The following is a 25,010-nucleotide window of genomic DNA, read 5'->3' on the forward strand; positions in this document are numbered from 1 at the left end:
CGATCGGGTACTGACGCTGCTGCGGAACGTGGCGATCACATGCAGGATCTGACTATGCATGTTGCAGTGACGAACCGTGAGGACGGCGTCGCCCTCGTGTCGGTGCACGGCCCCATCGACCTGTCCACCGCGCCACAACTCCGCGAGGCGATGCACGCGCTCTTCGACACCGGCCAGGCCCGGATCGTCGTCGACCTCGCCGACGTCGACTCCTGTGACTCGATCGGCCTCGGCACCTTCGCGTACGGCCACAATCACTGCGTCGCCTCCGGCGGCTTCCTCCGCCTCGCAGCCCCGCCGCCGCCCTTGGCCAACCTGCTGCGCGTCGTCGGACTCACCGGCCCGATCCCGGTCCACGACACGATCGAGGACGCCCTGCGGGCCGGCGCCCCGGCCTGAGGCCCGACATGACACCCGGGCTTCGCTCGGCTGTCCAGCGGCGTGAGGGCGCCGCGCAAGCCGACGTCCGGGCCTGAAGCTCCGCGCGGCGCCCAGGCCTCGTTGAGGGCGCCGTGCGAGCCGGTGCCCCGGCTTGAGGCCCCGCGTGGCGCTCGGGCTTCGCTGAGGGCGCCGTGCAAGCCGACGTCCGGGCCTGAGGCCCGGCGTGGCGCCCAGGCTCCGCGTGGCGCCCAGGCTCCGCGTGGCGCCCAGGCTCCGCCGTGGGCGCCGCGCGAGCCGGTGCCCCGGCTTGAGGCTTCGCGCGGCTCCAAGCTTCGTTCAGGCTGCCCAGCAACCCCCGGCTGTGAGCGTGTGGCGCCGGCGCGGGGGACGCGGGGTCTGCGGGCGGTCATCGAGGCTGCTGGCGCCAGTGGCCCGGGCGGCTGAGCCGGGGCGGCAGCTTCGTCGACGCGTCGCCGCCGGCGGCGTCGAGCTGGGACTGGATCAGGAACAGCGTCGTGCTGAGATCGGCGCCGGCCAGGTTCGCGCCCCGCAGGTCGGCGCCGATGACGTCCGCGCCGCGCAGGTCCGCCGCGCGCAGGTCCGCGCCGACGAGCAGCGCGCCGCGCAGGTCGGCGCCGCGGAGATCGGCGCGGCGGAGCTTGGCGCCGATGAGGTGCTTGCCGGGTGATTTTGCGCGGGTGATACGGACCGCCGTACTGACTTCGCGCAGTAGTGGGGCGATGCGCTCCCGGTGACGTTCCGCGTCCTGGGGCGTGAGGTCGCCGGCGGCGTCACGCAGTGCGCGGGTTGCCGACAGAGCGTCGTCCAGGGCCTCATGGAACGGCGTGGACTGGGGGAGTTCGCGGGCTTCGGTGAGGTACCACATCAATTCGTGCAAAACGCGGACCGCGGCGAAGACGTCGAACATCCGCGGCGCGGACGCCGGATCGCGACGCCAGTCGCGGCCTTCGTAGATGACCTGGGCGACGTGCTGGCCGGCGCCGAAGCAGTCGTAGACGGTGCAGCCGGCGAAGCCGCGCTGGCGCAGCTGGGTGTGGATGCCGCAGCGGAACGACTCGCCCAGGTTCGGGCAGGCGTGCCCGGCCGGCTTGTCGATCGCGAAGTCGGACGAACGGGCGAACGCCGGCGCCACGCAGCACAACCCGAAACACCGTGAGCAGTCGGCGCGTAGCTCTGGGTCCATGCTGCGCTCCAATCAGTCCGGCCTAGGCGCCACCGGCGCTGCGTGCGCACCCTATCGCCGTGCGTGGGCCCGAGCATGCGGCGGCACGGCGGCCGGGTGACAGGACTGCCGTTCGGTTGGTGCTCGGCCACGCCGGCGCGTGGGCCGCCGGGTGAAGTCCGGGCAGGTCGCCGTGCCGAAATGCAGGTGCGCGGTCGCTTTACTGGACGTCGAAAGCCCCGGCGAGGGGCCGGGGCTTTCGACGATGTCCGTGCTGTCAGGCGGAGCGACCGCGGCGCAGACGAACCTCTTCGAGGCGCTCGTTGAGGATGTCCTCGAGCTCGGCGATCGTGCGCCGCTCGAGGAGCATGTCCCAGTGCGTGCGCGGCGGCTTCGCCTTCTTCTGCTCGGGCTCGCTGCCGTCGACCAGCCGCGCCACGCTGCCGTCGAACTTGCACTCCCAGGTCATCGGGACCTCGGCGTCGACAGCGAACGGAACCTCGAACTGGTGCCCCTTCGCGCACAGGTATTCTCGGGTCTGACGCGGAGCCAGCTCGGTGTTGCGGTCGGACTCGTAGCTGACGGCTCCGAGACGGCTGCCGCGCAGCATGCGCTCGCCCATGGTCGGTCTTCCCCTTCGAATCGTGTTGCGCTTCGCTGTAACCAACGACGCCACGTGGTCTGACGATTCCCACCGCGGGCGGGCAGATTACACGACCTACCCGGGACAGCGGTAGGTTAGTCGCCGGGTCGGTACCCTGATTTTACGTTGGGTTTCAATGATCGACCAGTTCGGTCGTTTCGTGGCGCGCCTCACCCATCGTAGTTTCGGCAGGTCACCCTACAGGTTGACGCTGATCACCCTCCGGGGCGGGACCCCGGTTCCTGGGTGGTCAGCCGGGTGAGTGCCGACGTGAGTTGCGTCACTTGATCGCGGAGATCGTCGGCCCAGTCGCGGGCCCGGTCCGCTTCGGCGCGCAGCCGTACCAGCTCCTCACGTGCCGAGATCAGGCCCGCTTCGGCCGCCGCGGCGCGTGCGCCTTCGGCGTCGAGGCGGCGCTGCAGCCGGCTCTCGGTCTCGGCGCCTTCGCGCAGCGCCCGTTCGATCGCCGTGTGTGCGACGTCACGCTCGCGTAGCGCGCTGCCGGCGAGGTCGCGGGCGGCGTCGCGTTCGCGGTACGCCTCGGCGCGAAGTGCCGACTCCGTGGCCGCCTCCCGGCGGGCCGCGTCACGTTCCGCGGACGTGCTGTCGATCGACTCCCGGAACTGCGCGATGGCCTGCTCCGCCGTCGCCCGTGTCGCGGCGATCGACTCGTCGGCCGCGGCCTGCGCCTGTGTGAGCTTGCGGTCACCGTCCGCACGTGCCTCGGCGATCGCCCGGTCGGCGGCCGTGCGGGCGTCGGCGACGGCGCGTTCCATCGACGTGCGCGCCTCGGCGACGGTGGCCGCGGCGTCGGCCTTTGCCTCGGCGACCGCCTGCTCTGCCTGTTTGCGTGCCGCGGCAATCGTCTGATCCGCCTGTGCGCGGGCTTCGGCGACCGTCGCGGCGGCGGCCGCCTTCGCCTCGGCGACCCGCCGTTCGGCGCGCTCCTCGGCGGCGCGGACCCGCTCCTCGGCCTCCGCGGCGACGCGCCGGCTTTGCTGTTCGGCTTCCGCTGCGGTACGCCGGGACCGCTCCTCCGCGGCATCCACCCGCTGCTGCGCCTCGGTGAGCCGGGCGATGCTCTCGCCCCGCACGTGCTCGGTGTCGTCGCGGGCCGCCTGCAGGTCCGCCTCCGCCTGCAGCAGGTCACCGCGGGCCTGCATCGCCGTCGCGTGTGACTCGTCGGCCTCGGCACGCAGGCGTACCGCTTCGGCCCGCGCCTCGTGCAGTTCCGCCCGGGCCCGGCGGGACTCCTCGCGGGCGTCGTCGCGTTCGGCGTGCGCGGTGACGAGCCCGGCGGCGGCCTCGGCGCGTGCCTCGGCGACGCGCCGCTCGATGCCGGTGGTGGACACCTCGGCGTGCAGCGCCTCGACGAGGTCGGTCAGCGCCTGGTCGAGCCGTTCGGCGATCTCGAACGCGCGGGCGACCTGGCCGGGCAGCCCTGGCGACGTGCGCTGCCGCATCCGCGCGTTGCGGGCGTTGCGCTGGCATTCGCCCTCGTTGTCGCGGCAGTACCGGAACGGCCGCCCGGCGGCGTTGCGCTGCGGGACGGGGCGTCCGCAGTACCCGCACGGCCGGTCGTCGCCGCCGTGCTCCTCGACGACCCACTCGCCGGCCGGTGATCCATTGGCGTCGAGCCGCACGTCGATACGAGACTCAGTCACGGGGCACAGCGTAGGGGACCGCGAGGTCGCCGGTCGCCACGGCGCGCCGAATTATTGAATTGCTATTACCAGTAATTCGATAATTGCCCGCCACGGCGCTGCGGAAGCTCTCGAACGCCGCGCGACGGCATACACCATAATGACGGTTATGCGCGACGTGAGACTGGCAGTGTGGTGTAGTACGGTCGATCGGTGACGAAGCAGTGCCGCACCTGTGGCGAGACAAAGCCGGTCAGCGACTTCTACCGGAACCCGGCAACCGTTCGCGCCGGCGGATACCGGGCCGACTGCAAGACCTGCACCAACAGCGCGCGGAGAACCCGGTACGCAGCCACGGGCGGCATCGAGGCTCACCGACAGGTCCTGCGCACTGCGTACGGGCTACGGCCCGAGGACTACGCCGCCAAACTCGCCGCACAGGCCGGCGTGTGCGCCATCTGCCGCGAGGCCGAGGCGGTGACGTACAAGGGGCGGGCGCGGCGGCTCGCCGTCGACCACGACCAGCAGACCGGCAGGGTGCGAGGGCTGCTGTGCCAGCGGTGCAACCTGCTCGTCGGGGCCCTCGAACAGGAGCCGGCGCTCCTTGAGGCCGCCGTCGCGTACCTGCGGCATCACGCGCCGGACGGGCCCGTCCAGCACTGATTCGCGACTGTCAGCGGTCGGCCGAGAGCCGGCACGCCGTCGACGTCGACGGAGACGCGCGCGTTGATGAGGTCGATAGCGTGGGCGTGGCGGAGCTGGTGGATGTCGATCTCGACTCCGGCCCTGACGGACGGACCCACCGGCAGAAGCAGGAGACGGCAGCCGACGTTGTCCCGCACGTCATCGACACGCTCTCGGCCTCTGGAAATCGAGCGGCTTGCCGCCGGCCGGCGCGTAGACGGGGGATGCTCCGCGTCAGGCCGGAGCGAGGACGCAGAACTCGTTGCCCTCAGGGTCGGCGAGGACGACCCATGGGAAGTTGCCCTGGCCGACGTCGGCGGGCGTCGCGCCGAGGGTCTGCAGCCGGGCCACCTCGGCTGCTTGACCGTCACCGCGATACGGCACCACGTCGAGATGGACGCGGTGCGACAGGTCGTGCAGATGGGGCGTGCGGAGGAACTCCAGATACGGCCCGACATCCTTGGCCGAGCGCAGCAGCGCACGATCGTCGGTCACCTCGTGCAGCGTCCAGTCCATCGCCTCGCCCCAGAACCGGGCCATGGCCCGCGGGTCCGCGCAGTCGACCACTACCGCGGCGATCGGCCCGGTGTCCCGGTACATCTCACGAGGCTCCAGCACACAGAACACGTTGCCCTCCGAGTCGGCCAGCACCGTCCACGGGACGTCGCCCTGGCCCACATCGGCGGGCGTCGCGCCGAGCTCCTTCAGGCGCGCGACCAACTCCGCCTGATGGGCTGCCGAGGTGGTGGCGAGTTCGATGTGTGCGCGGTACTTCACCGTTTCGGGGTCCGGGACGGCGATGACATCGACGCAGACAGGGGCGTCGGGGTCCGTCCAGACGAAGCCCACGGGTACAACGCTGGTCGCACCGGGACTCGAGTGGGAAACCCAGCCGAGCGCCTCCGCCCAGAACCGGCCGAGCGCCGCGTCATCCCGAGCCTTGAAATTCGCCTGAACAAGTCGCAGCGCCACGCCGCCTACCCTATGCGGCCGTACTCGGCGAACGCCTGCCCGATCGGGGCCGGGTTGCCGTTGCGGCAGAACATACGCGGCAGGTCGTAGGCGCGGACCTGGTTGGTCGCCAGCGATCCGGCGACCCGGGACCATGTCCAACTACTGGGCGTGATCTTGCTGCGGGCGGCCGCCTCCAGCAGCGGAAATCACTACTTCGCTGATTCGCGGCCGCCAGCGATGGCCGAAAGCCGGTGCACCTTCGAGTCCCGCAGCTCGAAACCCAGCCGCTCGTACAGCCGGTTCGCCGCCTCGCGCGACGGCCGGGATGTCAAGTCGACGGTGCGGGCTCCGGCCGCCTGCGCCACCGCGACTGCCTCCCGGGTCAACGCCGCGCCGACGCCCTGGCCCCGTGCCGACTCGTCCACGACGACGTCCTCGATCCAGGCGCGCCAGCCGGTCGGAATCGGGAACATCACCAACGTCAACGCGCCGACGATCTCGCCGTCGACGCGAGCGACGAGCAGCCGGTTGCCCGGCCAGGCGACCAAGGTCCGCAACGCCTCGGCGTCGAGCGGTTCGGCGGATCGTGACAGCTGCGGCAGCAGCCGGCCGAACGCCTTCAGCACCTCGTCCGTCGCGTCCTGCACGAGCTCGACGTCAACGCCCATGGTTCACGACTCTAACGGTCAGCACCTGTTCGGGCCTGTCGAGACGCAGATTCGGGCAACGGCGAGGCTCCCGGTTCAAGCTTGGAGTAACAAACCTTGATACCCGGAGCCTCGCCACCCGCGTCTCAAGACACGGCTGACACCAAGCCCGAAGCCTCAACTAATCGGGCATTGCCGCTAATCCCCGGCCGTCACGGTAAAGGTGAATCCGGCGATCGTCGGACGGCGCAGCGAAATGTCGCACTTGATCCGGCGCAGTACCTCGGGCCTGCTGAAGCCGAGCGCGTGCGCGATGAGCCGTTCCGGGCGCACCGGTACCGGATCCTCGAAGACGACCTCGACCTGGACCGGCCACGCCTCGTCGAGGCATGCCGACGGGGTGTGCAGCCGCCAGGCCCCCGTCCAGTCCAGGACGAAGCGGTTGCGCCGGGCGAGCAACGGATCCAACAACCTGGACGCCACCATTTCCGGATCGTTGATGTGGTACCGGTGGAGCTCGTCCGGATCGAAGAAGCTGACCGGCATTCGCTCGTGCACGGTGAGCTTGCTCGTCCGATTGCAGGATATGCAGCGGACCAGCAGCCACACGTCCAGCAGCTTGCCGTTGGCGTTGACGCGGAACCTGCCCTCGCCGGTGGTGGCCGACTCCGACCGGCAGTCCATGCACCGCAACGACAGCAGAGGCAGCTTGGTCCGACGAACGACCCAGGGCAGCACGGTATGAGGTTGTGAAGACATGATCTCTCGAGACCTGATCTCTGTAGACCCGACACGAGGCCGATTACGCGCGGCCTCGAACGCTGTATGACCGGGCGCGCGAGGGCAGCCCGGCAGAACCGACGGGAGCGTCGGCTACAGGTGAGCGCAAGACGTGTCAGGTCTAAAGAGCAGGCGGGGTCACGCGGATGTGTCCTCTGTCCTCACGGCGACGGGCCGCAGGCAACCTACGGCAACGCGGAAGGAATGCTCAATGGGTTTTTCCGACCGAAAGCTTCGGCAGTGCTTCCGGGACCCGGCGGCGACAAAGGCAATGCGGCGGTGGCCGCCCCCCGGCGTACCCGGGGCGCGGCCACCGTTGGTGAAACTGTCAGCCTCGCAGACCGGCCATGCCGGCGGCGCTGATCTTGGAGAAACGTAGCGACTGCCCGGGGTCCGCGTTACCGCCGGGGGCGTTGTCCTGCTCGTAGTTCGAGTTGTGGTAGCCCTTGGCACCGATGCCCCGGTAGAACTTCTTGTAGTCGATGTCGCTGCGGGCGTCACCGAACGGAATCATCGTGTAGCCGTCGCCGACGCCGTCGGCCTGCGTAGTCGCGTCGCCGTCCTTGGCGTGGAACAGCGCGTACCGCTGGGTCTGCTTCGCGACCTGGGCCATCGGGTCGAAGATGTCCTCGACGCGGTTGCCGTTCCAGTCGTAGCGCCAGCGGTGCTGGTGCTGCGCCACGTGGGCCCAGTACACGTCCATCTCGATGACGACGAGGCTGGGGTCGGTGATGTCGAGGTAGTGCTGCATGAGCCGCTTGCCGGACTCGCCGCGGACCTGGGTCGGGGCGATCGGCGCGCCGGTGATCCGGTCCTGGGTCACGGTGACCAGCGGACCGTCCTGCAGGAAGTTGTACGCCGGCGAGTGGTTGTGGGTGTACATGTGAATGTCCCACTGCTGCACGCTGATCTCGTTCAGCGCGCTCCACTTCTCGCCCGCGACCGTCCACGGCTCGATGTTGCGGTTGTTCGCGCTCGTGGGGTCGTTGCCCGTGCCCATGAACGGCGTGCCGAGGATCGAGGCGAACTCGAGCTCGGTCTGCAGCCGGTTGTAGTCCTCGGTGGTCATCGCGCCGCCGGCGCTGCCCGGGCCGTTCCACGTGTTCGGGACGAACCCGTGGTTGCCGATCGCCTCCAGCCCGAAGCTGTCGAGGTACCCGCGCAGGGTCCGGGCGTAGGCGAGGTACGCCGCGCGCGACGCCGCGGTGGTCGTCCCGCCCGGCGCCGGGTTGGGCGCGGCGCCGCCGGGGTTGTTGGCGTTCTGGCCGTAGCCGGCGAACTCGATCTGCTTGAAGCCGGCCTTGGCCAGGAACTCGAACAGCTCCAGCCAGCCGCCGGGCAGCGGCACGAGCGGCCCGAGGTCGGTCGGGTCGTGCGGGAAGTTGGGGCCGCCCAGGTACCCCATCGTCGGGGCCACGCCGAGCGCGGCGCTCGCGGCGATGCCGAGCCGGGTCGGCACGTCACGCTGGCTGTATGCGATGGTGCCGAGCTTGCCGTCGGGGATGAGCCGGCCGTTGGCGGCGCTCGCCGCCGTGGGGGCGAAGACGGAGGCCGGGCCGAGCGGGGTGAACGCGGCGGCCGCCGTGAGACCCGCGCCGGCGATGAACCGGCGACGGCTGATGTTCTTGGACACTGATGCTCCTCTGCTGATGTGCGTGTGGTTCAGACCGGGGCGGGGTGCGGCGTGATGCGGGGTGACGCACCCCGCCCCGGGTGGTGGTGCTAGGGCGCGCTCACGCCCTGGCCGCCGAACTCCACCCAGTTGAGGTTGAAGAAGTTGTTCGTCGGCCCGCCCGCGACGGGTCGGAACACCAGGTAGATCCGGTGCGCGCCGCCGGGGTCGGTGATCGGGAAGGTCTGGCTCTGATACGTGGTCGCGTTCGCCGTGGCCGCGATCGTGACCGTCGTCAGGGTCGGACCGTCCACGGCGTCCAGGTGGACCTCGACCGAGCCGGTACCGGCCGCGCCGCTGCCACCTGACGTACGGAACGTCACCGAATTGATGTTCTGCAGGTTGATCGTGCCGTTGAGCGCGATCCAGTCACCGCTGCCGAGACTGCCGCGTTGCAGCCCGCCACCGGTGTCCGCGGTCGCCGCGGTGTTGGTGCCGGACTGGTCGACGGCGAACTCGACCTCCTGCTTCTTCTGCCGGATGGTCGTCTGCGAGACCGAGGTCAGCGCCGGGACGCCACCAGGGCCGCCGAGGTCCGTGTACGACGCGCTGATCACGCCGAACACGTTGCCGCCGTGCGAGACGTCCTCGGCGAAGGTGGGCAGCGTCCCGGAGCAGCCGGTCGCCGTGGACTCGGCGTGGCCGTGGCTGTCGTGGCCGAGCACGAACGTCACCTGTACTCGGGAGCAGTCGATCTGACCGTCCTGCGGGTCGGTGACCGTCACGTTGAACGGGATCGTGTCGCCGAAGGCGAACATGCCGCCCTCGATCGGTACGTTGACCTTCACCGTCGGTGAGGTGTTGCCGACGGTGATGGTCGTGTTGGCCGATGCCGTTTTGCCGCTGGAGTCGGTCACGGTCAGGCGCGCCGTGTATACGCCATTGGTGGTGTAGTTGAAGGTCGGGTTCGGGTCGGCCGAGTCGGTCGTGCCGTTGCCGTCGAAGTCCCAGGCGAACTTGATGGAGTCGGCCGGGTCCGGGTCGTTCGAGCCGTCGCTGGAGAACGCGACCGTCAGCGGTGCGACGCCGTCCGTCGGGGTGGCGGAGAGCTTCGCGATCGGTGCCCGGGTGCCCTTGACGTAGCTGAACTTCACCATGAGGGCGTCCGGGTTGGCTGTGAAGAAGCCGTCACCGTACGTCAGCAGATAGAAGTTGCCGTCCTTGCCCCACTTCATGTCCATGGGGTTGTCGCACAGGAACGGTCGGGCCGCTGTCACGGGACCCTGGCCGCAGCTGAGCAGATCGTTGATCTTGAAGACGTGACCGGACGAGTCCAGGCGGATCTCCCGCAGGTAGTCGCGGGTGAACTCGCCGAAGAAGATGGATCCGTCGTAGTACGCCGGGAACTTCGTCGGGTTGGGGTTGTTCGCGTCGAACTCGTACTTGGCCGCGCCGTGCGGGCCGACGCCGCCGGTGCCGAGCTCGGGGAACAGTTGCGGGCACTTCCCGGCCGGGCTCTGCATGTAGTACGCCGCGCAGGGCGTGCCGAGCGGGTTGGCCGCGTTGTTGTCCTGGAAGGAGTACCACATGTCCGGCTGCGCGACCGGCGGCCCGTACGTCAGGCCGGTGTTCCACCGCGATGTGTTGGCGGGGCCGTGGTCCGGGTTGTTGCACTCGAACGCCTGCGGCGGGTTGTCCAGCGGCGTCGAGGTGTTGAAGTTCCACCGGTAGTACGGCAGGTCAGGGGAGTAGCACAGCGGCCAGCCGTAGTTGGACGGGCGCCGCACGATCTCCATCCGGCCGGTGCCCGCCGGCCCCCGGTACACCTGTGGCGTCGAGGAGTCGGGTGAGTAGTCGGTCACGTACGCGACGCCGTCGCTGTCCACCGTGATCCGGAACGGGTTGCGGAAGCCCATGGCGTAGATCTCGGGCCGGGTCTTCCCGCCGCCCTCCTCGTTACCGGTGAACAGGTTGCCCGCCGGGATGGTGTACGAGCCGTCGCCCTGCACTTTGATGCGCAGGACCTTGCCGCGCAGGTCGTTGGTGTTCTGCGCCGAGCGCCGGGCGTCGACGTAAGGGGCGTTGTACTGCCCGGTCGTGGTCATCATGTCGTTGAACGGTGCGAAGCCGCCGGAGTTGCCGCCGCCGGCCGGCGTGTCATCGCCGGTCACCATCCACAGGTTGTTGTCCTTGTCGAAGGTGATGTCGCCCGCGACATGGCAGCAGGCGCCCCGGTCGACCGGCACCTTGAGAATCTTCTGCTCGGTCGACAGGTCGATGGTCGGGCTGGGCCCGTCGACGAACTTGAACCGCGACAGCTGGAAGTAGCCCTTCCACGGGTCCCAGACGCTCGGGTCGGCGCCGGTGGTCGGGGAGTTCGCGGTCGGCGTTGTCTGCGGATACGGCGCGTCCTGGGTCTGTGGCGAGTAGTACAGGTACACCCAGTGGTTGGTGGCGAAGTCGTTGTCGATCGCCGGGCCGTACAGGCCGTCCTCACTCGCCGTGTAGACCGGGATCTGGGCCAGCACGTGGCTGGTGTTCGCCGCCGGGTCGTGCAGCCGCAGGATGCCGCGGCGGTCGGTCTGCAGGACGCGGCCGTCGGGCATGACGTCGAAGCCGATCGGCTCGCCGATGTTCGGCGGGGCCGCGATGGTTTCCATCTGGTAGTTGGCCAGCACGGTGGCGCCGCAGTCGCCGTCGGTCACACCGGCGGCCCACTGGATGGCTCCGCCCAGGTGCGCGCGCAGGTCCTGCGTGCCGAAGCTCGCCGCGGTGTCGCCCAGCCCGGTGTAGAAGGACCGGCCGCCCTGGTAGTCCTTGCACCAGGTGATCGGGTGGTCGGACCCCATCGTGCCGCCGGCGTAGGTGGTCTCGTCGACGGTCGCGAGCACGTGCGAGAAGCCGCGCACGTTGGAGGTGAAGTTGTACCACTGGTCGGTGCGGTTCCACGACTCCGGCAGACTCTTCGAAGCCGGGTGGACACGGTCGGCCACCTTGATCCTGGCCTGCGTGACGTTGGACGAGCCGGACGCTCTGGTACCGAGGATGTCGGTAAGGAACGACCAGTCGGTCTCGGTCTCGATCGCCGAGTGGACGCCGACGAATCCGCCGCCGTCGCGGTAGTACTGCTCGAACGCCGCCTGCTGCGACGCGTCGAGCACATCGCCGTACGTGTTGAGGAAGACGACGACGCGGTACTGGTCGAGGTGGGCCTTGTCGAACTTGCCGGCGTCGTTGGTGTCCACGACGGTGAACCGCAGCTGGTTGCCCAGCTGTTTGATCGCGTTGACGCCGGCCGCGGTCGAAGGGTTCGCGGTGCCGGCGGCCTTGGTGAAGACCAGCACCTTGTACTGCATGCCGTTGCTCGAGGGAGCCGGCGCGGCGAGCGCGGGCGTGGACGTCGAGCTCGTTGCGACCAGCGGTGACGCAATGAGGGCGAGCAGGCCGGCGACCGCGGTACGGCGACGGCCCGGAGGGCTGGACATAAAACCTCCTCCGTGGGGCGGTGCCGGATGCGCGGGCCGCCGAAGACGCGAGGCGGCAGCCGTTGGCGAGCACATCCGGCCGGGGACGGGGGTTGGGTGCGGGCACGGCGCGCCCGGAGGGAAGGCATGCCGAGAGAGTCGATCGCGGGGTGTGGCAGTGCGGCGACGTTGTACCGAGTGGCGCCTCAGTGCTCGCCGGGATCCCGCGTAGCGGGGCGAGCGACTGGCTCGATCAACGCATAGCCGTCACCGTATACGTCGATTCTTTCGAAAGAAAGAGTGCCGCCGACAAAAGTTGAGTTCTCATCGAACAAACTTCTGTTAGGAACGTAGAAAGTTGCCCGAGCGGCGACGAAAGAGCGGGCGGCTGGCCCGCACCAACTAAGAAGCGCAGAGAGGGCCGCCGGCGTTACTCGCCGGCGGCCCTGTCTGAGTGTCGTGTCTTCGGTCTCCGGTGCGGCCGGGAATCCCGATCCCGGACCGCACCGGTCAACCGCCCCGGCCTGTGGTGCTCCGGCCGGGGGCTCCCCCGGCCGGACCCTCTGCACCCCACCCCGGAGAGCTCCGTGGTGTCGTGGCGCTGTCTGCACGACACGGCTCCTACACGAACGCAACGCGCCGTGTTGTGCCGCACACGGTAGAGCGCCTCCGGACGCGCTGTCCAGGGCTTCTGCATGACAGTGGCTTAACTTTTATCTGAAGCAGCAAAAGATCCGATCATCAGGCCGCACGGACGTACGCCTGGTCGGCGGGAAGCTCCGCGTCTGACGGCCCGGTGGCGGGCTCCTGCGCCCGCTGCTCCAGGAAGCGCAGCAGCTCGACCGGGAACGGCAGTACCAGCGTGGAGTTCTTCTCGGCGGCCACCTCGACAACCGTCTCCAGCAGGCGCAGTTGCAGCGCCGTCGGCGTCCCCGCCATCGCGGTGGCGGCGTCGGCCAGCTTGCGCGACGCCTGCAGTTCGCCGTCGGCCGTGATGATCCGCGCGCGCCGCTCGCGCTCGGCCTCCGCCTGCCGGGACATCGACCGCTTCATCGACTCCGGCAGCGACACGTCCTTGATCTCCACTCGGTCGATGTGCACGCCCCACTCGATCGCCGGGTTGTCGATCATGACTTCCAGGCCCTGGTTGAGCCGCTCTCGGTTGGTCAGCAGCTCGTCGAGGTCGCTCTTGCCGATGATCGACCGCAGCGACGTCTGCGCCACCTGGAGGACGGCGAACATGTAGTCCTGCACCTCGACGACGGCCCGGACCGGGTCGACGACGCGGAAGTACACCACCGCGTCCACCTTGACCGTGACGTTGTCCCGCGTGATCCCGTCCTGCGCCGGTACCGGCAACGTGACGATCTGCAGGCTCACTCTCTGCATCCGGTCGATCACAGGCACGATCATCGCCAGTCCCGGCCCTCGGGTGGCCTGTCGCAACCGGCCCAGCCGGAAGATCAGACCACGCTCGTACTGCCGGACGATGCGGATGCTGCCCGCGAACCCGACGATCGCCACAATCAACAAGAAAACAAACAAGAACATGACAACCACGCCATTTTTAAGCTCAATTCAGCCTATCTCCGGTGCGGTGAAACCGGGATGCGGGATTCGACCGTCTCAGCTCGGCGTGGGTCACTCTGTGTGCGGCCACATCACACTCCGGTCACTGGCACTGTGCCGGTCGGCATCCGATCGGGCACGTCGCGGTCCGTATCCGCTACGCCGCTCGACCCACGGTCATCGGCGCCGTGCCCGGCCGGCATCCGCTCGCGCACGTTTGGGCCCGTGTCGGCTACGCTGCGCGACGTACGCGGCCGGCGAGGGCGAAGACGGCCAGTGCCAGCGCGCACACCGCCGCCGCGATGACCAGAGACCAACCCGCACCCGACGCCACCGCGGCACCCATCACGGCGACGCCGACGATGGCGCCGCTCTGCCGTACGGCGTTGAGCACACCCGCGGCCGCCCCTGTCGTCCCTTGCGGTGCCGCGGTGACGATCGCGCTCGTCAGGGCCGGCAGCGCGAACGACACACCGAAACCGGTCATCAGCAGGCCCAGCGCCAGCCACGGATAGGGCGCGCGGGCGAACAACGCGGTCGCGAGCACGGCACCACCGCCGGTCATCAGGGCCAGGCCGGCGACGATCGGCCCGTACGGGCCGACGCGAGCGACGATCCGGCCCGTCACCGGCGGGTTCGCGACGAACGGCACCGTGAGCGGCAGGAACGCGAGCCCGGTACGGAACGGATCCAGATGCCGCTGCAGGAGCAGGGGCAGGACGAACAGGGCTCCCGACAGCGCGAAGTTCACCGCGGCGCCGACGAGCAGGGCGGCGCGCACCCGTCCGACACGCAGCAGCTGCCGGTTCAGCACCGGCGCCGTGCTGCGCCGCTCGAGCCAGAGAAATGCTGCGAGTGCCACCGCTGTGGCAGCGGCGGCGACCCCAGTGTGCAACCAGTGGCGCGCGCCGGCGGCGATCAGGGTGTCCGTGGCCAGAGCCAGCACGACTGCGGCGAGTAGCTGGGCCGGCCAGTCGATCCGTCGCACCGGCCCGTCACCGCTGGTACCCGGGATGATTACCGTCGATCGATGCTTCCCGGACCGGTTCACGACCAGGGCGAGCACCAGCAGGCCGATCGGCACGTTGACCAGGAACACCGCGCGCCAGCCGGCCGCATTGACCAGGGCGCCGCCGGCGATCGGGCCCGCGGCGACCGCCGCGCCGCTCGTCGCGGCCCAGGTCGCGATCGCTCGGGCCCGGGCGGCCGGCTCCGGGTACAGGCGGGCGATCAACGACATCGAAGCGGGCACGCAGGCCGCCGCCGCGACGCCCATGACGGCCCGCAGCAGCACGAGCACCCACAGTGTGGGCGCGAGCGCGCTCAGCAGTGACGCGGCCGCGAATACGGCGATACCGGCCCGGAACAGCCGGGAGTCGCCGTAGTGGTCGGAGACGGCGCCCGCGGACAGCAGCAGTGCGGCGAACGTCACCGTGTACCCGCTGGTCGCCCACTGCAGGCCGGCAACCGACGTGTGCAGCGACGCCGCGAGGTCCGGCTCGGCGACGGACAGCACCGTCATGTCGAGCAGGACCATGAAGTACCCGAGCGAAATGCCGGCGAGCACCCGCCGGCGCCCTCGACCGCCAGGCGCCGCCTGCGACGTGCTGTGTTCGACTGAATGCTGAACGCTCATGATTCGGGCAACCCCAGGGAACGGAGGAGTGGCGTGACGACGATGACGATGCGTCAGACCGCGATTACTGCTCCACCGGCTGGGCCGCATGCAGCATTCGGAATTTCCGAACGCTCCACGGGCTTGGTCACGACATGGAGTTGCGCCAACTGCGGACGTTCGAAGCAGTCATCCGGTACCGGACGGTGACCGACGCCGCAATTGCGCTCGACCTCGCGCCGTCATCGGTCTCCCAGCAGATCCGGACGCTGGAGACCACGCTCGGTGTCCGGCTGTTCGTTCGCGGCCCGCGGGGCATGGAGCTCACCACGGCCGGCAAACGCCTGCAGGGTTGGGCGAGGACATTGCTCGCACAGGCCGACGCGGCCATCCGCGACGTACGCGACGAGCGGCGCCCGCTGCGCCTCGGCGCGCTCGAGACCATCGCCGAGGTCTACGTTCCGGCCGTCCTGGCCCGCTTCGCGCAGCGACGGCCCGACATCGACGTCGAGGTCCACGTCGATCGGGCCCGCGACGGCCTGCTCAGCGGCGTCCTCGACGGCCAACTTGACGCGGCGTTACTGCTCGACTTCGGAAACGACATCGGCGGGCTGGGGTTCGCGCCGCCGGCCGGCCCGCTTACGTACCTCGACCTGGAGCCGGTCCCGCTCGCGCTCATCGCCGCACCCACGCACCCGCTCGCGGAGCGTCACAGCCTCGTCGCCGCGGATCTCGAGGGTGAGTCGCTGCTCGTCAACCGGCCCGAATGCTCGTTCTGGCTGGCCGGCGAACGGTTGTTCGGGGCCGGCCCCAAGCGCGTGCGGGCCGGCGGCGTATCCGTCATGCGCGCCTGGGCGGAGCACGGCCTCGGCGTCTCGCTCCTGCCAGAGTTCGCCGTCACCGACAGTGTGCGAGCGGGCACGCTCGTCCGCCTCGGCCTGCCGATGCCCGATCTGAGCCTGCGCCTGCTGTGGCGCGAGGACCACGAGCAGCTCCCCGGGATGCGCGAGATCCTCTACGCCGCCGCCCGCCCGTGACCGCCCGCGGGTCGAGGCCGCGCCAGCGTTGAGCGACCGGCGCCGCCCTCGGATGAGGCCCGTATCGCTGGGGTCGCGGTGCAGGGGGGTCCTCGCTCCCCCCGGCCGGTTTGGCGAGGCGGCGACGGCGTTGCGCGGGTCGCTGTCGCTGTCGCCGGTGGGTCGCGATGAGACGGCGTCGGCGTTGAGCGGGCGGTTCGCGTCAGCAGGTTGTGGTGAAGCCGTCCAGCAGGTTGCGGTCGTACACGAAGATCACGTATGCCGGGAAATCACGCCGCGTTATCGGCTGGCCGTACTGCTGCAGCACGTCGGCGGGCGTGCCGTACATCGGGCGCTGCTTCTCCAACAGCACGAACCTGGCGTCGTGCTTAGCGGCGTCGTACATGTCGTCGTGCGTCTGCCAGCACATCCCGACCAGTTTGCCGGGCCCACTGAGCGTCGGCACCACGGTGACCTTGCGTGATGTGCCGACGGTGATGTTGTTCGAGACCCAGTAGGAACCCAGCCCATACCGCAGGCCCTGCTGCAGCAGCCAGTTCGCGGCCTCCTGGCCCTCAATCGGCTCGGCGCGCGGCGGGGCGTACGCCACGAGAGTCACCAGCTGTGCTGCCAGAACTACTGCGAGCAGGCCACGGCCGGCCCGCGCCAGTCGTTGACCGGCAACGACGCCGTGCACGCCGTTGCGGACGGAGTTGGCCGCCGGTATGGAGACGGAGGCGGCGATCGACGTGCGTGGGATCGCGCCGGGCACAGGCGGCAACGCGCCGGACGCGGGCGACCGCAGCCAGCGGACGATCAGCCGGCCGGCCAGGACGGCGGACATCGGCAGCGCTGGGGCGATTTCGCGGGTTGCGAGCAGGTCGATCGGCAGCGTCGAAACGATCTCGGCGCCGATATCGCAAACGATCGCGACCGCCAGCACGGCGTCGACGCGGTCCGCGGTGCCGCGTAGCACGGCGATCACGGTGAGCGACAGCGCGACGATGGCCAGAACAAGACCCGGCAGGTGTACCGCCTGTAGCACGCCCTCCACCCAGCGTGCGTGAACGGCCGGCCGGGTCGTACCGAACAGGATTGCGGCCATCCGTCCCACCGTCGCGGCGCGATCGGGCCACTCCGACACCGGCGACAGCTGAATCGGCGGACGTGGCGCATGCAATCCGCCCACGCGTTCGATCAGCCAAATGCCGGCGTGTGACATCGCCACCGAGGCCAGGCCCGCGATTGCGAGCCGCGCATCGAGCCCCCGGAAGTCGCGCCGCCGCAGCGCTCGCAGGGCCGTGACGATCACGAGCGGCGCCGCGCCCACGAACGTGATCAGCGGGTCACCGAGCGCACCCCACGCGAGCACCGTGGCGACTACGTACGGCAGCCACGCACGGTCGCGGACCAGCTCCACGAGCAGCCAGGCCAGCAGGAGCGGTACCGCCGATCCGGTGTGATTCGGCGAGGACAGCAGCGTCTGGTAGCCCAGGCCCGGCGCCGGCACGGCCAGGATCGCCAGCGTGATCGCGGCCGCAAGCCAGCCGCCGGCGGCTCCGCGCTGCTCGCCCGCGCCGACGCGGAGACCCGCGCTGCTCGAGAATCCGACGGGGACCGTTCGAGACTGCCCGGTGGCGGCAGTGCGGCCGGTGGCGGTGACCTCTGCAGTGGCAGCCGTGCCGTCTGCAGTTGCAGTGGCAGCCGTGCCGTCTGCAGTTGCGGTGGTGGCCGTGCCGTCTGCAGCGCTGGCCGTGAGGTCACTGGCGACGTCTGTGCGATCTCCGGTGGTGGAGGCGTCGTCGCCGTCGGTGGCCGGCCGGTCGCCGGTGCCCGGTTTCGGCCGATCCGCAAGGGTGGTCGTGCGGTTTCGCGTGATCGAGCAGGCGAGCCAGACCGCCATCACGACGACCAGTAGCCAGGTGACTGCAGCGGCGACGTGGATCTGGTCCGTGGTGACGCCGGTGACGAGCTGTATCAGGCCGTACTGGATCAGCTCCGTCGGGTAGAACGACACGTCCGACAACGTCCACCCGCGCAGCAGCGGGTTGCCGTGGAACAGGTCCCAGGCCTGCAGCGCGTTGCTCGCGCCGTCGCTGTTGACGGTGACGGCGCGGGCCATGCGCAGGTACGCCAGGAACAGGCCGACAGCGGCCAGCAGGCAGGCAGCCACAATGAGCGACGCTCGGCGGCGGTTCGACATACTGTTACGACCGCCACGCCAGGTGAGCCGAGGGCATCGAAGCGTTGTGGTCGCTCATGAGGCGCCATTCTTTCGTACGTCCGCGGCGACGCCCTGGGTGAGGTCGTTGCCGGCCACGGCTGTGCGCCGGTCCTCGCGAACGCGCTCAGTCTCAATGGCGTTCGGCTCGGACCCGTCGTCGCGCTTGATCCGGCCGCCCGCCGTCACGAGCCACTCGCCGGTCTCCCAATCGGTGAGGGCGCCGGCGCGGTCGGTGACGGCATCGATGCGGCTGTAGTACAGGTCGAATCGGATCTGCAGGCCGGGCCATGGGCTGCGGACAGTGACGGCGCGGAACACCTCGCCGAGGCCGGGGAACGCGGCGCCGACCGGGTCGGGGAACATCGCCTCCAGGTCGGGCCGGGACAGGTCGGTGCGCAGCGCGAACTGCCACAGCGGGCCGTCCAGCCACTCGTCGCGGACCAGCTCGAAGCGAGGCTCGCGGCCGTCGGCGAAGGCGTCGATGTCGGTCGCGTACTCGGCCTCGTTCGACGGGAGCACGAACAGCCAGGGTTCACCCGTCGGGTACCGATAGAAGGTCGAGACCCCGGCGACGGCATGCACGATCGCCTGCCAACGCTCGGGTGGCACGGCCGCCGCCGGAAGGTTCATGCCGGTGTGGTCGACCGCCACGACGTGGCCGGCAAGGCGCTGCGCGAACTCGGCCATGCCGATGCCAGCATCCGGTACCGCCTGAGTGGACGCATCGTTGCCCGAGCCGGACAACCCCACGTGCGCGTTCGCAAGATCCTCAATCGCAGCAGCCGGGGTTTCATGGCCGGGCGCGGCCGCCGGCGCTGCACGGCTGGAGGTGGCATCCGGCGCAGAGGTGCCGACTGTGCTCCAACCGAGGGCGGCGGCCGTCTGCGTCGGCGACCAGGACCCTGCGTCGGTGCCGAGCGACCAGGCGTCACCGAACCGGATCTCCGCGGACGGGACGTTCGCGACCTCGAAAGCGGTTACCGGGAGTGCGCCGGCCGGCCACGGCGGGGTGAGCTGCAACCGGCCGGGTGCGGTTCCGGCGTACGGGACGCGGGTGAGCAGTGCCCGCAGGTGGGCGAGGAAGTCGGTCGAGGCCGGTGAGTACGGCAGCCGGTAGGTGATTGCCGACAGTCTCTGCATGGCACCGAACGTATGCGGCGGCCGGGCGCTGCCGCTGCCCTGCCGCGCGGTCACGTCAGGTCATTTTCGCCGGGGTTCGCGTCCGTCGCGTGAACGGTTGCGGCGGCCTCGGCGATCGCCACGGTCCAGTAGCCGGTGCCGGCCGCCACCTCGAGGACGTGGCGGCCGGGGAACTCGGCCGGGATCAGCTCCCCGAGGCGGGCCAGGTCTGCTCGGCGGTCCGGCCGTTCATAGACGGCGTCGCAGTGCGGAGCTCGTTGCTCGTAGTAGTCGAGCACAACCAACACGGTAGTCCGAATCCGGGCGGCCGACGTTTGCCGAGCGTGTGGCGTTGAGTGCGAACAGGGGCACTACGAGGGTGACGACTCGCGGGTCGGCGTCGTGGCGTGCGGTGCCGCTGAGGACGAGGCTGAGGTGCTCGTCGACGCGAGCGGTGCCGCAGCCGATGGAGCCGTGGCGCACGCCGTGGCGAGCGGTGCCGCAGCCGATGGCGCCGAGGTACACGCCGTGGCGAGCGGTGCCGCAGCGGACGATGCTGCCGATGACGCTGAGGTGCCGCGACGGACGACGCTGACGTGGTCGTCGAGGCGGCGGTCGTCGGCGCTGACCGGATCGGGTGGGGCCGGCCGATCGGCGTTGATCGGCCGAACAGCATCGACGGGGAAACGCCGGGGCGTTCGACGCGAAGGAACAGGAGCCAGAACGCCAGCAGCACCGCCGCGAAGACCGGTAGCCACATCACCCTCGCGGTCAGCCACGACGTGCTCTGCGGAGCCGTGTGCAGGCCCGGCAGCGGGGCCGGGGAGAGCACCGTCACCGCGAGCAGGGACGTCTGGTGCCACAGGAAGATCGTCATCGCGCTCAGGTTGACGACGGCCACCGCCAGCCAAAGCCTCGGGCGTTGCGTGGCGCGGCGAAGCGCCGGCATCAGCAGGAGGGCGGCGCCGCACTGGGCGATACCGAACGTCACTGCGGCCAGCGTCGGAGGGTTGAGGTTCGATATGCCCTGGCCGGGTACGCCGACCATCGACACCGGGTAGCCGAACCAGCGCGTCAGCGCGACGGTGGCGGCGGCGCCGCCGAGCAGCAACAGCCAGGCGGTAGTGCGCGAGCGGAGGTTGCCGCGAGTCCAGGCCGCGCCCAGGCAGAACGGGACCAGCCAGCCCGCGGCCAGGTTCGTCCAGCCGATCCAGGCGGGGGCGCCGAGCGCGAACCTCGCGGTGTCGACCAGGGCCACGACCGCCAGGGGCCAGGCCGGGTGCAGGCGGCGGACCAGCGGGGTCGCGGCGGTGAGGGCGGCGAAGACCAGCAGGAACCACAGCGGTGATGCCACGAGCTTCAGCACGGTGTGTGAGCCGAACATCGACAGCAGGTCGCCGGACGTGCTGGTCGCGTCGGCAGGCGATGTCGTGACGGAGTGCCACGCGTACAGCGCGGCGAGCAGGACCGTCCACGCGATCAGCAGGGCGAGCACGGGGCGGAACAGGCGGGTGAGGCGGGAGCGCAGCCAGGTGCTGTACCGGTCGATGGTGGAGCGGGCGGCGACCATGCCGCCGACGAAGAAGAACACCGCGAGCGTCTGGAACAGCCACGACGCCGGGGCCAGCCAGGGAACCGCGCGCAGCGGGCTGGCCACGCGGATCGTGTCGCCGTCGCGGACCACGGCCGTGACCAGCCAGTGGCCGAGCACCACGCCGAGGATCGCTATGGCACGCAGGGCGTCGATGGCCCGGTCACGTTCGGTCGTCATGGCGCGGACCGTACGAGCGAGGTTCAGGGTGTCACGTCACGCTGCGGAGCGATCTTCGTGTAGCTCTCTGGTACTAGTGGTCGCCATGGCGAGAATCCTGGTCACCGGGGCGACCGGATCGTTGGGCAGGCGGGTCGCGGCGCGGGCGGCAGTCGACGGGCATGTCGTGCTGGGCACCCACCTGCGGCCACGCACGGTGACGCCGGGCGTGCGGGATGACGTCGGAGACTGGGTGCGGCTCGACATCTGTGATCTCGATGCGGTTCGCGAGGTTGTCGGTGCGTTCCGTCCCGACGTCGTGGTGCACACCGCCGCCGGGCGGGATCGCAATGACTGGGCGCCGACTGCGCGTGGCGCGGCGAACATGGCGTTGGCCTGCGTCGGATTCGCCGACGCGATGCGAGACGACGTCGGCGATCTCGGGCGTTTCGCCGCCGGTGAGGCCGGCCGCGGTGAGGGCGGCGGCGGTGCGGGTCGTAGCGAGGCCAGCGGGGAGGGCCGCGATGACCTCGGCGATCGCGGGCCTTTCGCCGCCGGTAAGGGCGGTGGCGGTGCGGGCCGTAGCGAGGCCGGCGCGGAGGGCCGCGATGACCTCGGCGATCGCGGGCCTTTCGGCGCCGGTAAGGGCGGTGGCGGTGCGGGCCGTAGCGAGGCCGGCGCGGAGGGCCGCGATGACCTCGGCGATCGCGGGCCTTTCGGCGGCACTAAGAGCGGCGGCGGCGAAGGCGGCGCTGAGAGCGGCGGTGGTGCGGGCCGTAGCGAGCGCGGCGGCGAGGGTCGCAAAGGCGTGGGCGGCGGTGCGGCAACAGGGCGTGTGCGGCTCGTGCACGTGTCGAGTGACGCGATCTTCTCCGGGCGGGCCGGACGGGAGTACACCGAGAGTGACGAGCCGGATCCGATCTATCCGTACGGGGCGGCCAAGGCGGCGGCCGAGACCGCGGTGCGTGCTATCGATCCGCTCGCGGCCGTCGTGCGGACCTCGCTGATCCTTGGGGACGGCAACGGGGCGCACGAGCACCTCACGCACGACCTGGTGGCGGGGCGCGTCGATGGGGCGCTGTTCGTGGACGAGATCCGCAAGCCGGTGCACGTCGACGATCTCGCCGCGGCGTTGCTGGAACTTGGGCTCGGGAACTTCGCCGGCGTCATCAACGTGGCCGGGGGCGACGCGGTCAGCCGGTACGAACTCGGGATGCTGGTCGCCCGGCGCGACGGGCTTGATGCCGATCGGATACCCAGCGCGACCAGTTCGGGGCGGCCGGGTGACATCAGGCTGGACGTCACGCTCGCCACCCGGCTGTTGCGCACACGGTTACGGGGCGCTCACGAGTTCATGCAGGCGAAGCCGTAACGAGCCCCGGAAGCGCAAGACGCGAGACGGGTGCGGGCGGCTGGCTAAGGCTTCGGGGAATCGCGCTGCAGAAGGGTCAGCAGCAACGCCAGCGGAGGCCATGCGGTGCGGCCGCGGCGGGTCACGGCGTATGCGCGCATCGTTACCGCCGGGTCGGACAACGGGAGGATGCGTACGCCGGGGATCGTCGGCAAGTCCAGTGGCAGGAGGCCTACGCCCAGGCCCGCGACGATCAGGTCCTGGACGAGGTTCAGGTTGTCGGCTCGATGCGTGATGCGAGGTTCGAAGCCAGCCAGGCCGGCGATGGTGCGCACGGCCTGGTCGTCGGCGGTGTTGCGGGAGTTGACGATCCAGTCCTCGTCCCGGTAGCGGGTGAAGATCGCGGTCGATGGCTCCCGAACGGCGCCTTCGGCCTCGTCCGAGGCGACGCCGATGCCCCCGGCGGCGGGCAGGTCGCGCGAGGTGGCGGGTAGGTCACGAAACGTGGCCGTCGGGGCGCACGAGGTGGCGGCCAGGTCGCGCGAGGTGGCGGAGCCGGACAAAGCCAGAGACGCGGAGCCGGTCAAGGTGGGAGGGGCGGAGCCGGGCAAAGCGAGAGGGGCGGAGCCGGGCAAGGTAGGAGAGGCGGAGGACGTTAGGGAGGACGACCAGTCGGGGACGCCCAGGCCCCAGGAGGTCGACCAGAGGGGTACCGCCGAAACGGAAGCCTCGAACGTCGCCGGTGCCAGGTTGTAGCCGTAGGTCAGCGCCAGGTCGATCTCGTCGGCGGCCAGCAAAGCGAAGGCCTCCGCCGGCTCGTGTTCGTGGATGAGCAGGCGGACGCGCGGGTGGCGTTGCGCGAGGTCGGCGACGAGAGGGAGCAGCGAGCGGCGTACCGCAGTGGCGAAACCCGCCACCCGCAGCGTTCCGGCGGGCTCGGCGTCAGGGTCGAGGTCCAGGCGAGCGGCCTCGACGGCGGCGAGGATCGTCACGGCGTGTTCGGCCAGCCGACGGCCGGCCGGCGTCAGGCGCACCCGGCGGCCGTCAGGCTCGATGAGGGTCGCGCCCGCCTCCTTTGCCAGCACCGCGAGCTGCTGCGACACCGTCGACGTGGTCACGTGGAGCTCCTCGGCGACCTCACGCATCGAGCCGCGGCGGGAGAGCGCCAGCAGCAGGCGGAGGCGCCGGGTGTCCACGGATCCCACGGTACCGTTAAGAGATCTCGAACGGTATGGCCATGATTAGCACGTGGACGTGAATGGTTTGGACGCGTCTACTGGGGCGCATGGCTACCAACCGTGCCGGCGCCGCGATGGCCGTCGGGTCGATCCTCTGCGTGCAGTTCGGGCTTGCGGCGTCCGTGCCGCTGTTCGATGACCTGGGGCCGGCGGGGGTGGCGGCGCTGCGGCTCGGGTGGGGCGGGCTGATCCTGCTCGTGCTGATCCGGCCGCGGCCGGCGCAGTTCACCCGGCGGGCGCTGCTGGCCTGCGTCGGGCTCGGGGTCGCGACCGCCGGGCTGACCTCGCTGTTCATGGCGGCGGTGTCGAGGCTGCCGATGGGTACGGCGACCGCGCTGGAGTTCCTCGGGCCGCTCGGCGTCGCCGTGGTGCGCGGGCGCCGGACCGCCAAGGCGTGGCCGATCGTTGCAGCGGCCGGGGTGGTGCTGCTCACCGAGCCGTGGCGGCAAGGGGTCGACGTCGTCGGGGTCGGATACGCGCTCGGCGCCGGTGCGTGTTGGGCCGCCTACATCCTGTTGACGCAGTTCGTCGGCGACGAGGTGAGCGGGCTTCGGGGACTCGCCGTGTCGATGCCGGTCGCCGGAGTGGTCGCCGCGGTGATCGCGGGGCCGGGGGTGTTCGCGGACCTCGACTGGCGGCTCGCGCTGGCCGGGCTCGGGCTGGCGGTGCTGGTGCCGGTGATTCCGTTCAGCCTGGAACTGCTCGCACTGCGGCGGCTCACCGCGGGGGCGTTCGGCGTGCTGATGAGCCTCGAGCCGGCGGCGGCGCTGTTGATCGGGCTGCTCGTGCTCCGGCAGGTGCCGGGGCCGGCGGCGGTCGCGGGGATCGCACTCGTTGTCGCGGCGAGTATCGGTGCGCAGCGCTCCGGCGCCCGCACGGAATCGGACACGGAACGCGGCGGTGTGGACACGGAGGGAATCGAGCCCGCGGAAGGTGCGAAGGCGGCAGAGGAACGACGGACCGTGTCGGCGCAGTAACGACGTGCGCCCGAGCGCGCGCAGAGCGGGTCGAGCGTGGGGCGGGCGTGGGTGCGACCGAGGAACGCCGGGCCGTGTCGGCAAAGTAGCGACGTGCGTCCGAGTGCCCGCGGAGGGAGCCGAGCGCGACGTGCGTCCTAGTGTGCGCGGAGGGAGCCGA

The 25,010-nt window shown here is 70.4% G+C and carries 19 protein-coding genes; 5 read left to right on the plus strand and 14 right to left on the minus strand.

Annotated features, from left to right (window positions below; all coding sequences use genetic code 11):
• Nucleotides 1-66 precede the first annotated feature (66 nt).
• On the plus strand, nucleotides 67-399 hold the full coding sequence (locus tag ABD901_RS32340) for an STAS domain-containing protein (protein WP_345132516.1): 333 nt from the start codon (nucleotides 67-69) through the stop codon (nucleotides 397-399).
• A gap of 388 nt (nucleotides 400-787) precedes the next feature.
• On the opposite strand, the gene ABD901_RS32345 is transcribed toward ABD901_RS32340, so the two are convergent.
• The 3 genes from ABD901_RS32345 to ABD901_RS32355 form a co-directional block, all read right to left on the minus strand.
• Nucleotides 788-1,585: a pentapeptide repeat-containing protein gene (locus tag ABD901_RS32345; RefSeq protein WP_345132518.1), complete on the minus strand. Its 798-nt coding sequence runs from the start codon at nucleotides 1,583-1,585 to the stop codon at nucleotides 788-790.
• A gap of 256 nt (nucleotides 1,586-1,841) precedes the next feature.
• Nucleotides 1,842-2,186: an RNA polymerase-binding protein RbpA gene (locus ABD901_RS32350; RefSeq protein WP_223092257.1), complete on the minus strand. Its 345-nt coding sequence runs from the start codon at nucleotides 2,184-2,186 to the stop codon at nucleotides 1,842-1,844.
• Nucleotides 2,187-2,422: 236 nt separating this feature from the next.
• A complete protein-coding gene (locus tag ABD901_RS32355; protein ID WP_345132521.1) occupies nucleotides 2,423-3,871 on the minus strand; it encodes a coiled-coil domain-containing protein in 1,449 nt (482 codons plus the stop codon).
• Between the two features lie 192 nt (nucleotides 3,872-4,063).
• On the opposite strand from ABD901_RS32355, the gene ABD901_RS32360 reads away from it, so the two are divergent.
• Nucleotides 4,064-4,513 carry an endonuclease VII domain-containing protein gene (locus ABD901_RS32360; RefSeq protein WP_345132523.1) on the plus strand — a complete coding sequence of 150 codons (450 nt, stop codon included), beginning with the start codon at nucleotides 4,064-4,066 and terminating at the stop codon, nucleotides 4,511-4,513.
• A gap of 255 nt (nucleotides 4,514-4,768) precedes the next feature.
• On the opposite strand, the gene ABD901_RS32365 is transcribed toward ABD901_RS32360, so the two are convergent.
• The 7 genes from ABD901_RS32365 to ABD901_RS32395 all read right to left on the minus strand — a co-directional run bounded on the left by ABD901_RS32365 (nucleotide 4,769) and on the right by ABD901_RS32395 (nucleotide 15,127).
• Nucleotides 4,769-5,506, minus strand: a complete 738-nt coding sequence (locus tag ABD901_RS32365; RefSeq protein ID WP_345132526.1) for a VOC family protein — start codon at nucleotides 5,504-5,506, stop codon at nucleotides 4,769-4,771.
• Between the two features lie 191 nt (nucleotides 5,507-5,697).
• A complete protein-coding gene (locus ABD901_RS32370; protein ID WP_345132528.1) occupies nucleotides 5,698-6,156 on the minus strand; it encodes a GNAT family N-acetyltransferase in 459 nt (152 codons plus the stop codon).
• A gap of 177 nt (nucleotides 6,157-6,333) precedes the next feature.
• Nucleotides 6,334-6,819, minus strand: coding sequence for a DUF1062 domain-containing protein (locus ABD901_RS32375; RefSeq protein ID WP_345132530.1), 486 nt, complete (start codon nucleotides 6,817-6,819; stop codon nucleotides 6,334-6,336).
• 424 nt (nucleotides 6,820-7,243) lie between these two features.
• Nucleotides 7,244-8,548: a hypothetical protein gene (locus ABD901_RS32380; protein ID WP_345132532.1), complete on the minus strand. Its 1,305-nt coding sequence runs from the start codon at nucleotides 8,546-8,548 to the stop codon at nucleotides 7,244-7,246.
• 89 nt (nucleotides 8,549-8,637) lie between these two features.
• On the minus strand, nucleotides 8,638-12,012 hold the full coding sequence (locus ABD901_RS32385) for a ThuA domain-containing protein (protein ID WP_345132534.1): 3,375 nt from the start codon (nucleotides 12,010-12,012) through the stop codon (nucleotides 8,638-8,640).
• Between the two features lie 720 nt (nucleotides 12,013-12,732).
• Nucleotides 12,733-13,542, minus strand: coding sequence for a slipin family protein (locus ABD901_RS32390; RefSeq protein WP_345132536.1), 810 nt, complete (start codon nucleotides 13,540-13,542; stop codon nucleotides 12,733-12,735).
• Nucleotides 13,543-13,792: 250 nt separating this feature from the next.
• Nucleotides 13,793-15,127 carry an MFS transporter gene (locus tag ABD901_RS32395; protein WP_345132538.1) on the minus strand — a complete coding sequence of 445 codons (1,335 nt, stop codon included), beginning with the start codon at nucleotides 15,125-15,127 and terminating at the stop codon, nucleotides 13,793-13,795.
• A 203-nt stretch (nucleotides 15,128-15,330) separates the two neighbouring features.
• Here ABD901_RS32395 and ABD901_RS32400 point away from each other — a divergent pair, with 203 nt between their 5' ends.
• Nucleotides 15,331-16,212 carry a LysR family transcriptional regulator gene (locus ABD901_RS32400; protein WP_345132540.1) on the plus strand — a complete coding sequence of 294 codons (882 nt, stop codon included), beginning with the start codon at nucleotides 15,331-15,333 and terminating at the stop codon, nucleotides 16,210-16,212.
• Between the two features lie 202 nt (nucleotides 16,213-16,414).
• Here the strand turns inward: ABD901_RS32400 and ABD901_RS32405 are convergent, their stop codons facing one another.
• The 3 genes from ABD901_RS32405 to ABD901_RS32415 all read right to left on the minus strand — a co-directional run bounded on the left by ABD901_RS32405 (nucleotide 16,415) and on the right by ABD901_RS32415 (nucleotide 21,305).
• Nucleotides 16,415-18,094, minus strand: a complete 1,680-nt coding sequence (locus ABD901_RS32405; RefSeq protein WP_345132542.1) for a hypothetical protein — start codon at nucleotides 18,092-18,094, stop codon at nucleotides 16,415-16,417.
• 354 nt (nucleotides 18,095-18,448) lie between these two features.
• Nucleotides 18,449-19,555 (minus strand): hypothetical protein, encoded by a 1,107-nt coding sequence (locus ABD901_RS32410; RefSeq protein WP_345132544.1) that lies wholly within the window; start codon nucleotides 19,553-19,555, stop codon nucleotides 18,449-18,451.
• A 184-nt stretch (nucleotides 19,556-19,739) separates the two neighbouring features.
• Nucleotides 19,740-21,305 (minus strand): acyltransferase family protein, encoded by a 1,566-nt coding sequence (locus ABD901_RS32415; RefSeq protein WP_345132546.1) that lies wholly within the window; start codon nucleotides 21,303-21,305, stop codon nucleotides 19,740-19,742.
• 85 nt (nucleotides 21,306-21,390) lie between these two features.
• Between ABD901_RS32415 and ABD901_RS59175 the strand changes: the two genes are divergently transcribed.
• A complete protein-coding gene (locus ABD901_RS59175) occupies nucleotides 21,391-22,656 on the plus strand; it encodes a sugar nucleotide-binding protein (RefSeq protein ID WP_380133422.1) in 1,266 nt (421 codons plus the stop codon).
• A 44-nt stretch (nucleotides 22,657-22,700) separates the two neighbouring features.
• On the opposite strand, the gene ABD901_RS32430 is transcribed toward ABD901_RS59175, so the two are convergent.
• A complete protein-coding gene (locus tag ABD901_RS32430) occupies nucleotides 22,701-23,831 on the minus strand; it encodes a LysR family transcriptional regulator (protein ID WP_345132548.1) in 1,131 nt (376 codons plus the stop codon).
• Between the two features lie 89 nt (nucleotides 23,832-23,920).
• Here ABD901_RS32430 and ABD901_RS32435 point away from each other — a divergent pair, with 89 nt between their 5' ends.
• Complete coding sequence (locus ABD901_RS32435) at nucleotides 23,921-24,850, plus strand: EamA family transporter (protein WP_345132550.1); 930 nt, start codon at nucleotides 23,921-23,923, stop codon at nucleotides 24,848-24,850.
• Nucleotides 24,851-25,010 lie beyond the last annotated feature (160 nt).

This window comes from Dactylosporangium darangshiense, from assembly GCF_039537565.1.
Classification (GTDB): domain Bacteria; phylum Actinomycetota; class Actinomycetes; order Mycobacteriales; family Micromonosporaceae; genus Dactylosporangium; species Dactylosporangium darangshiense.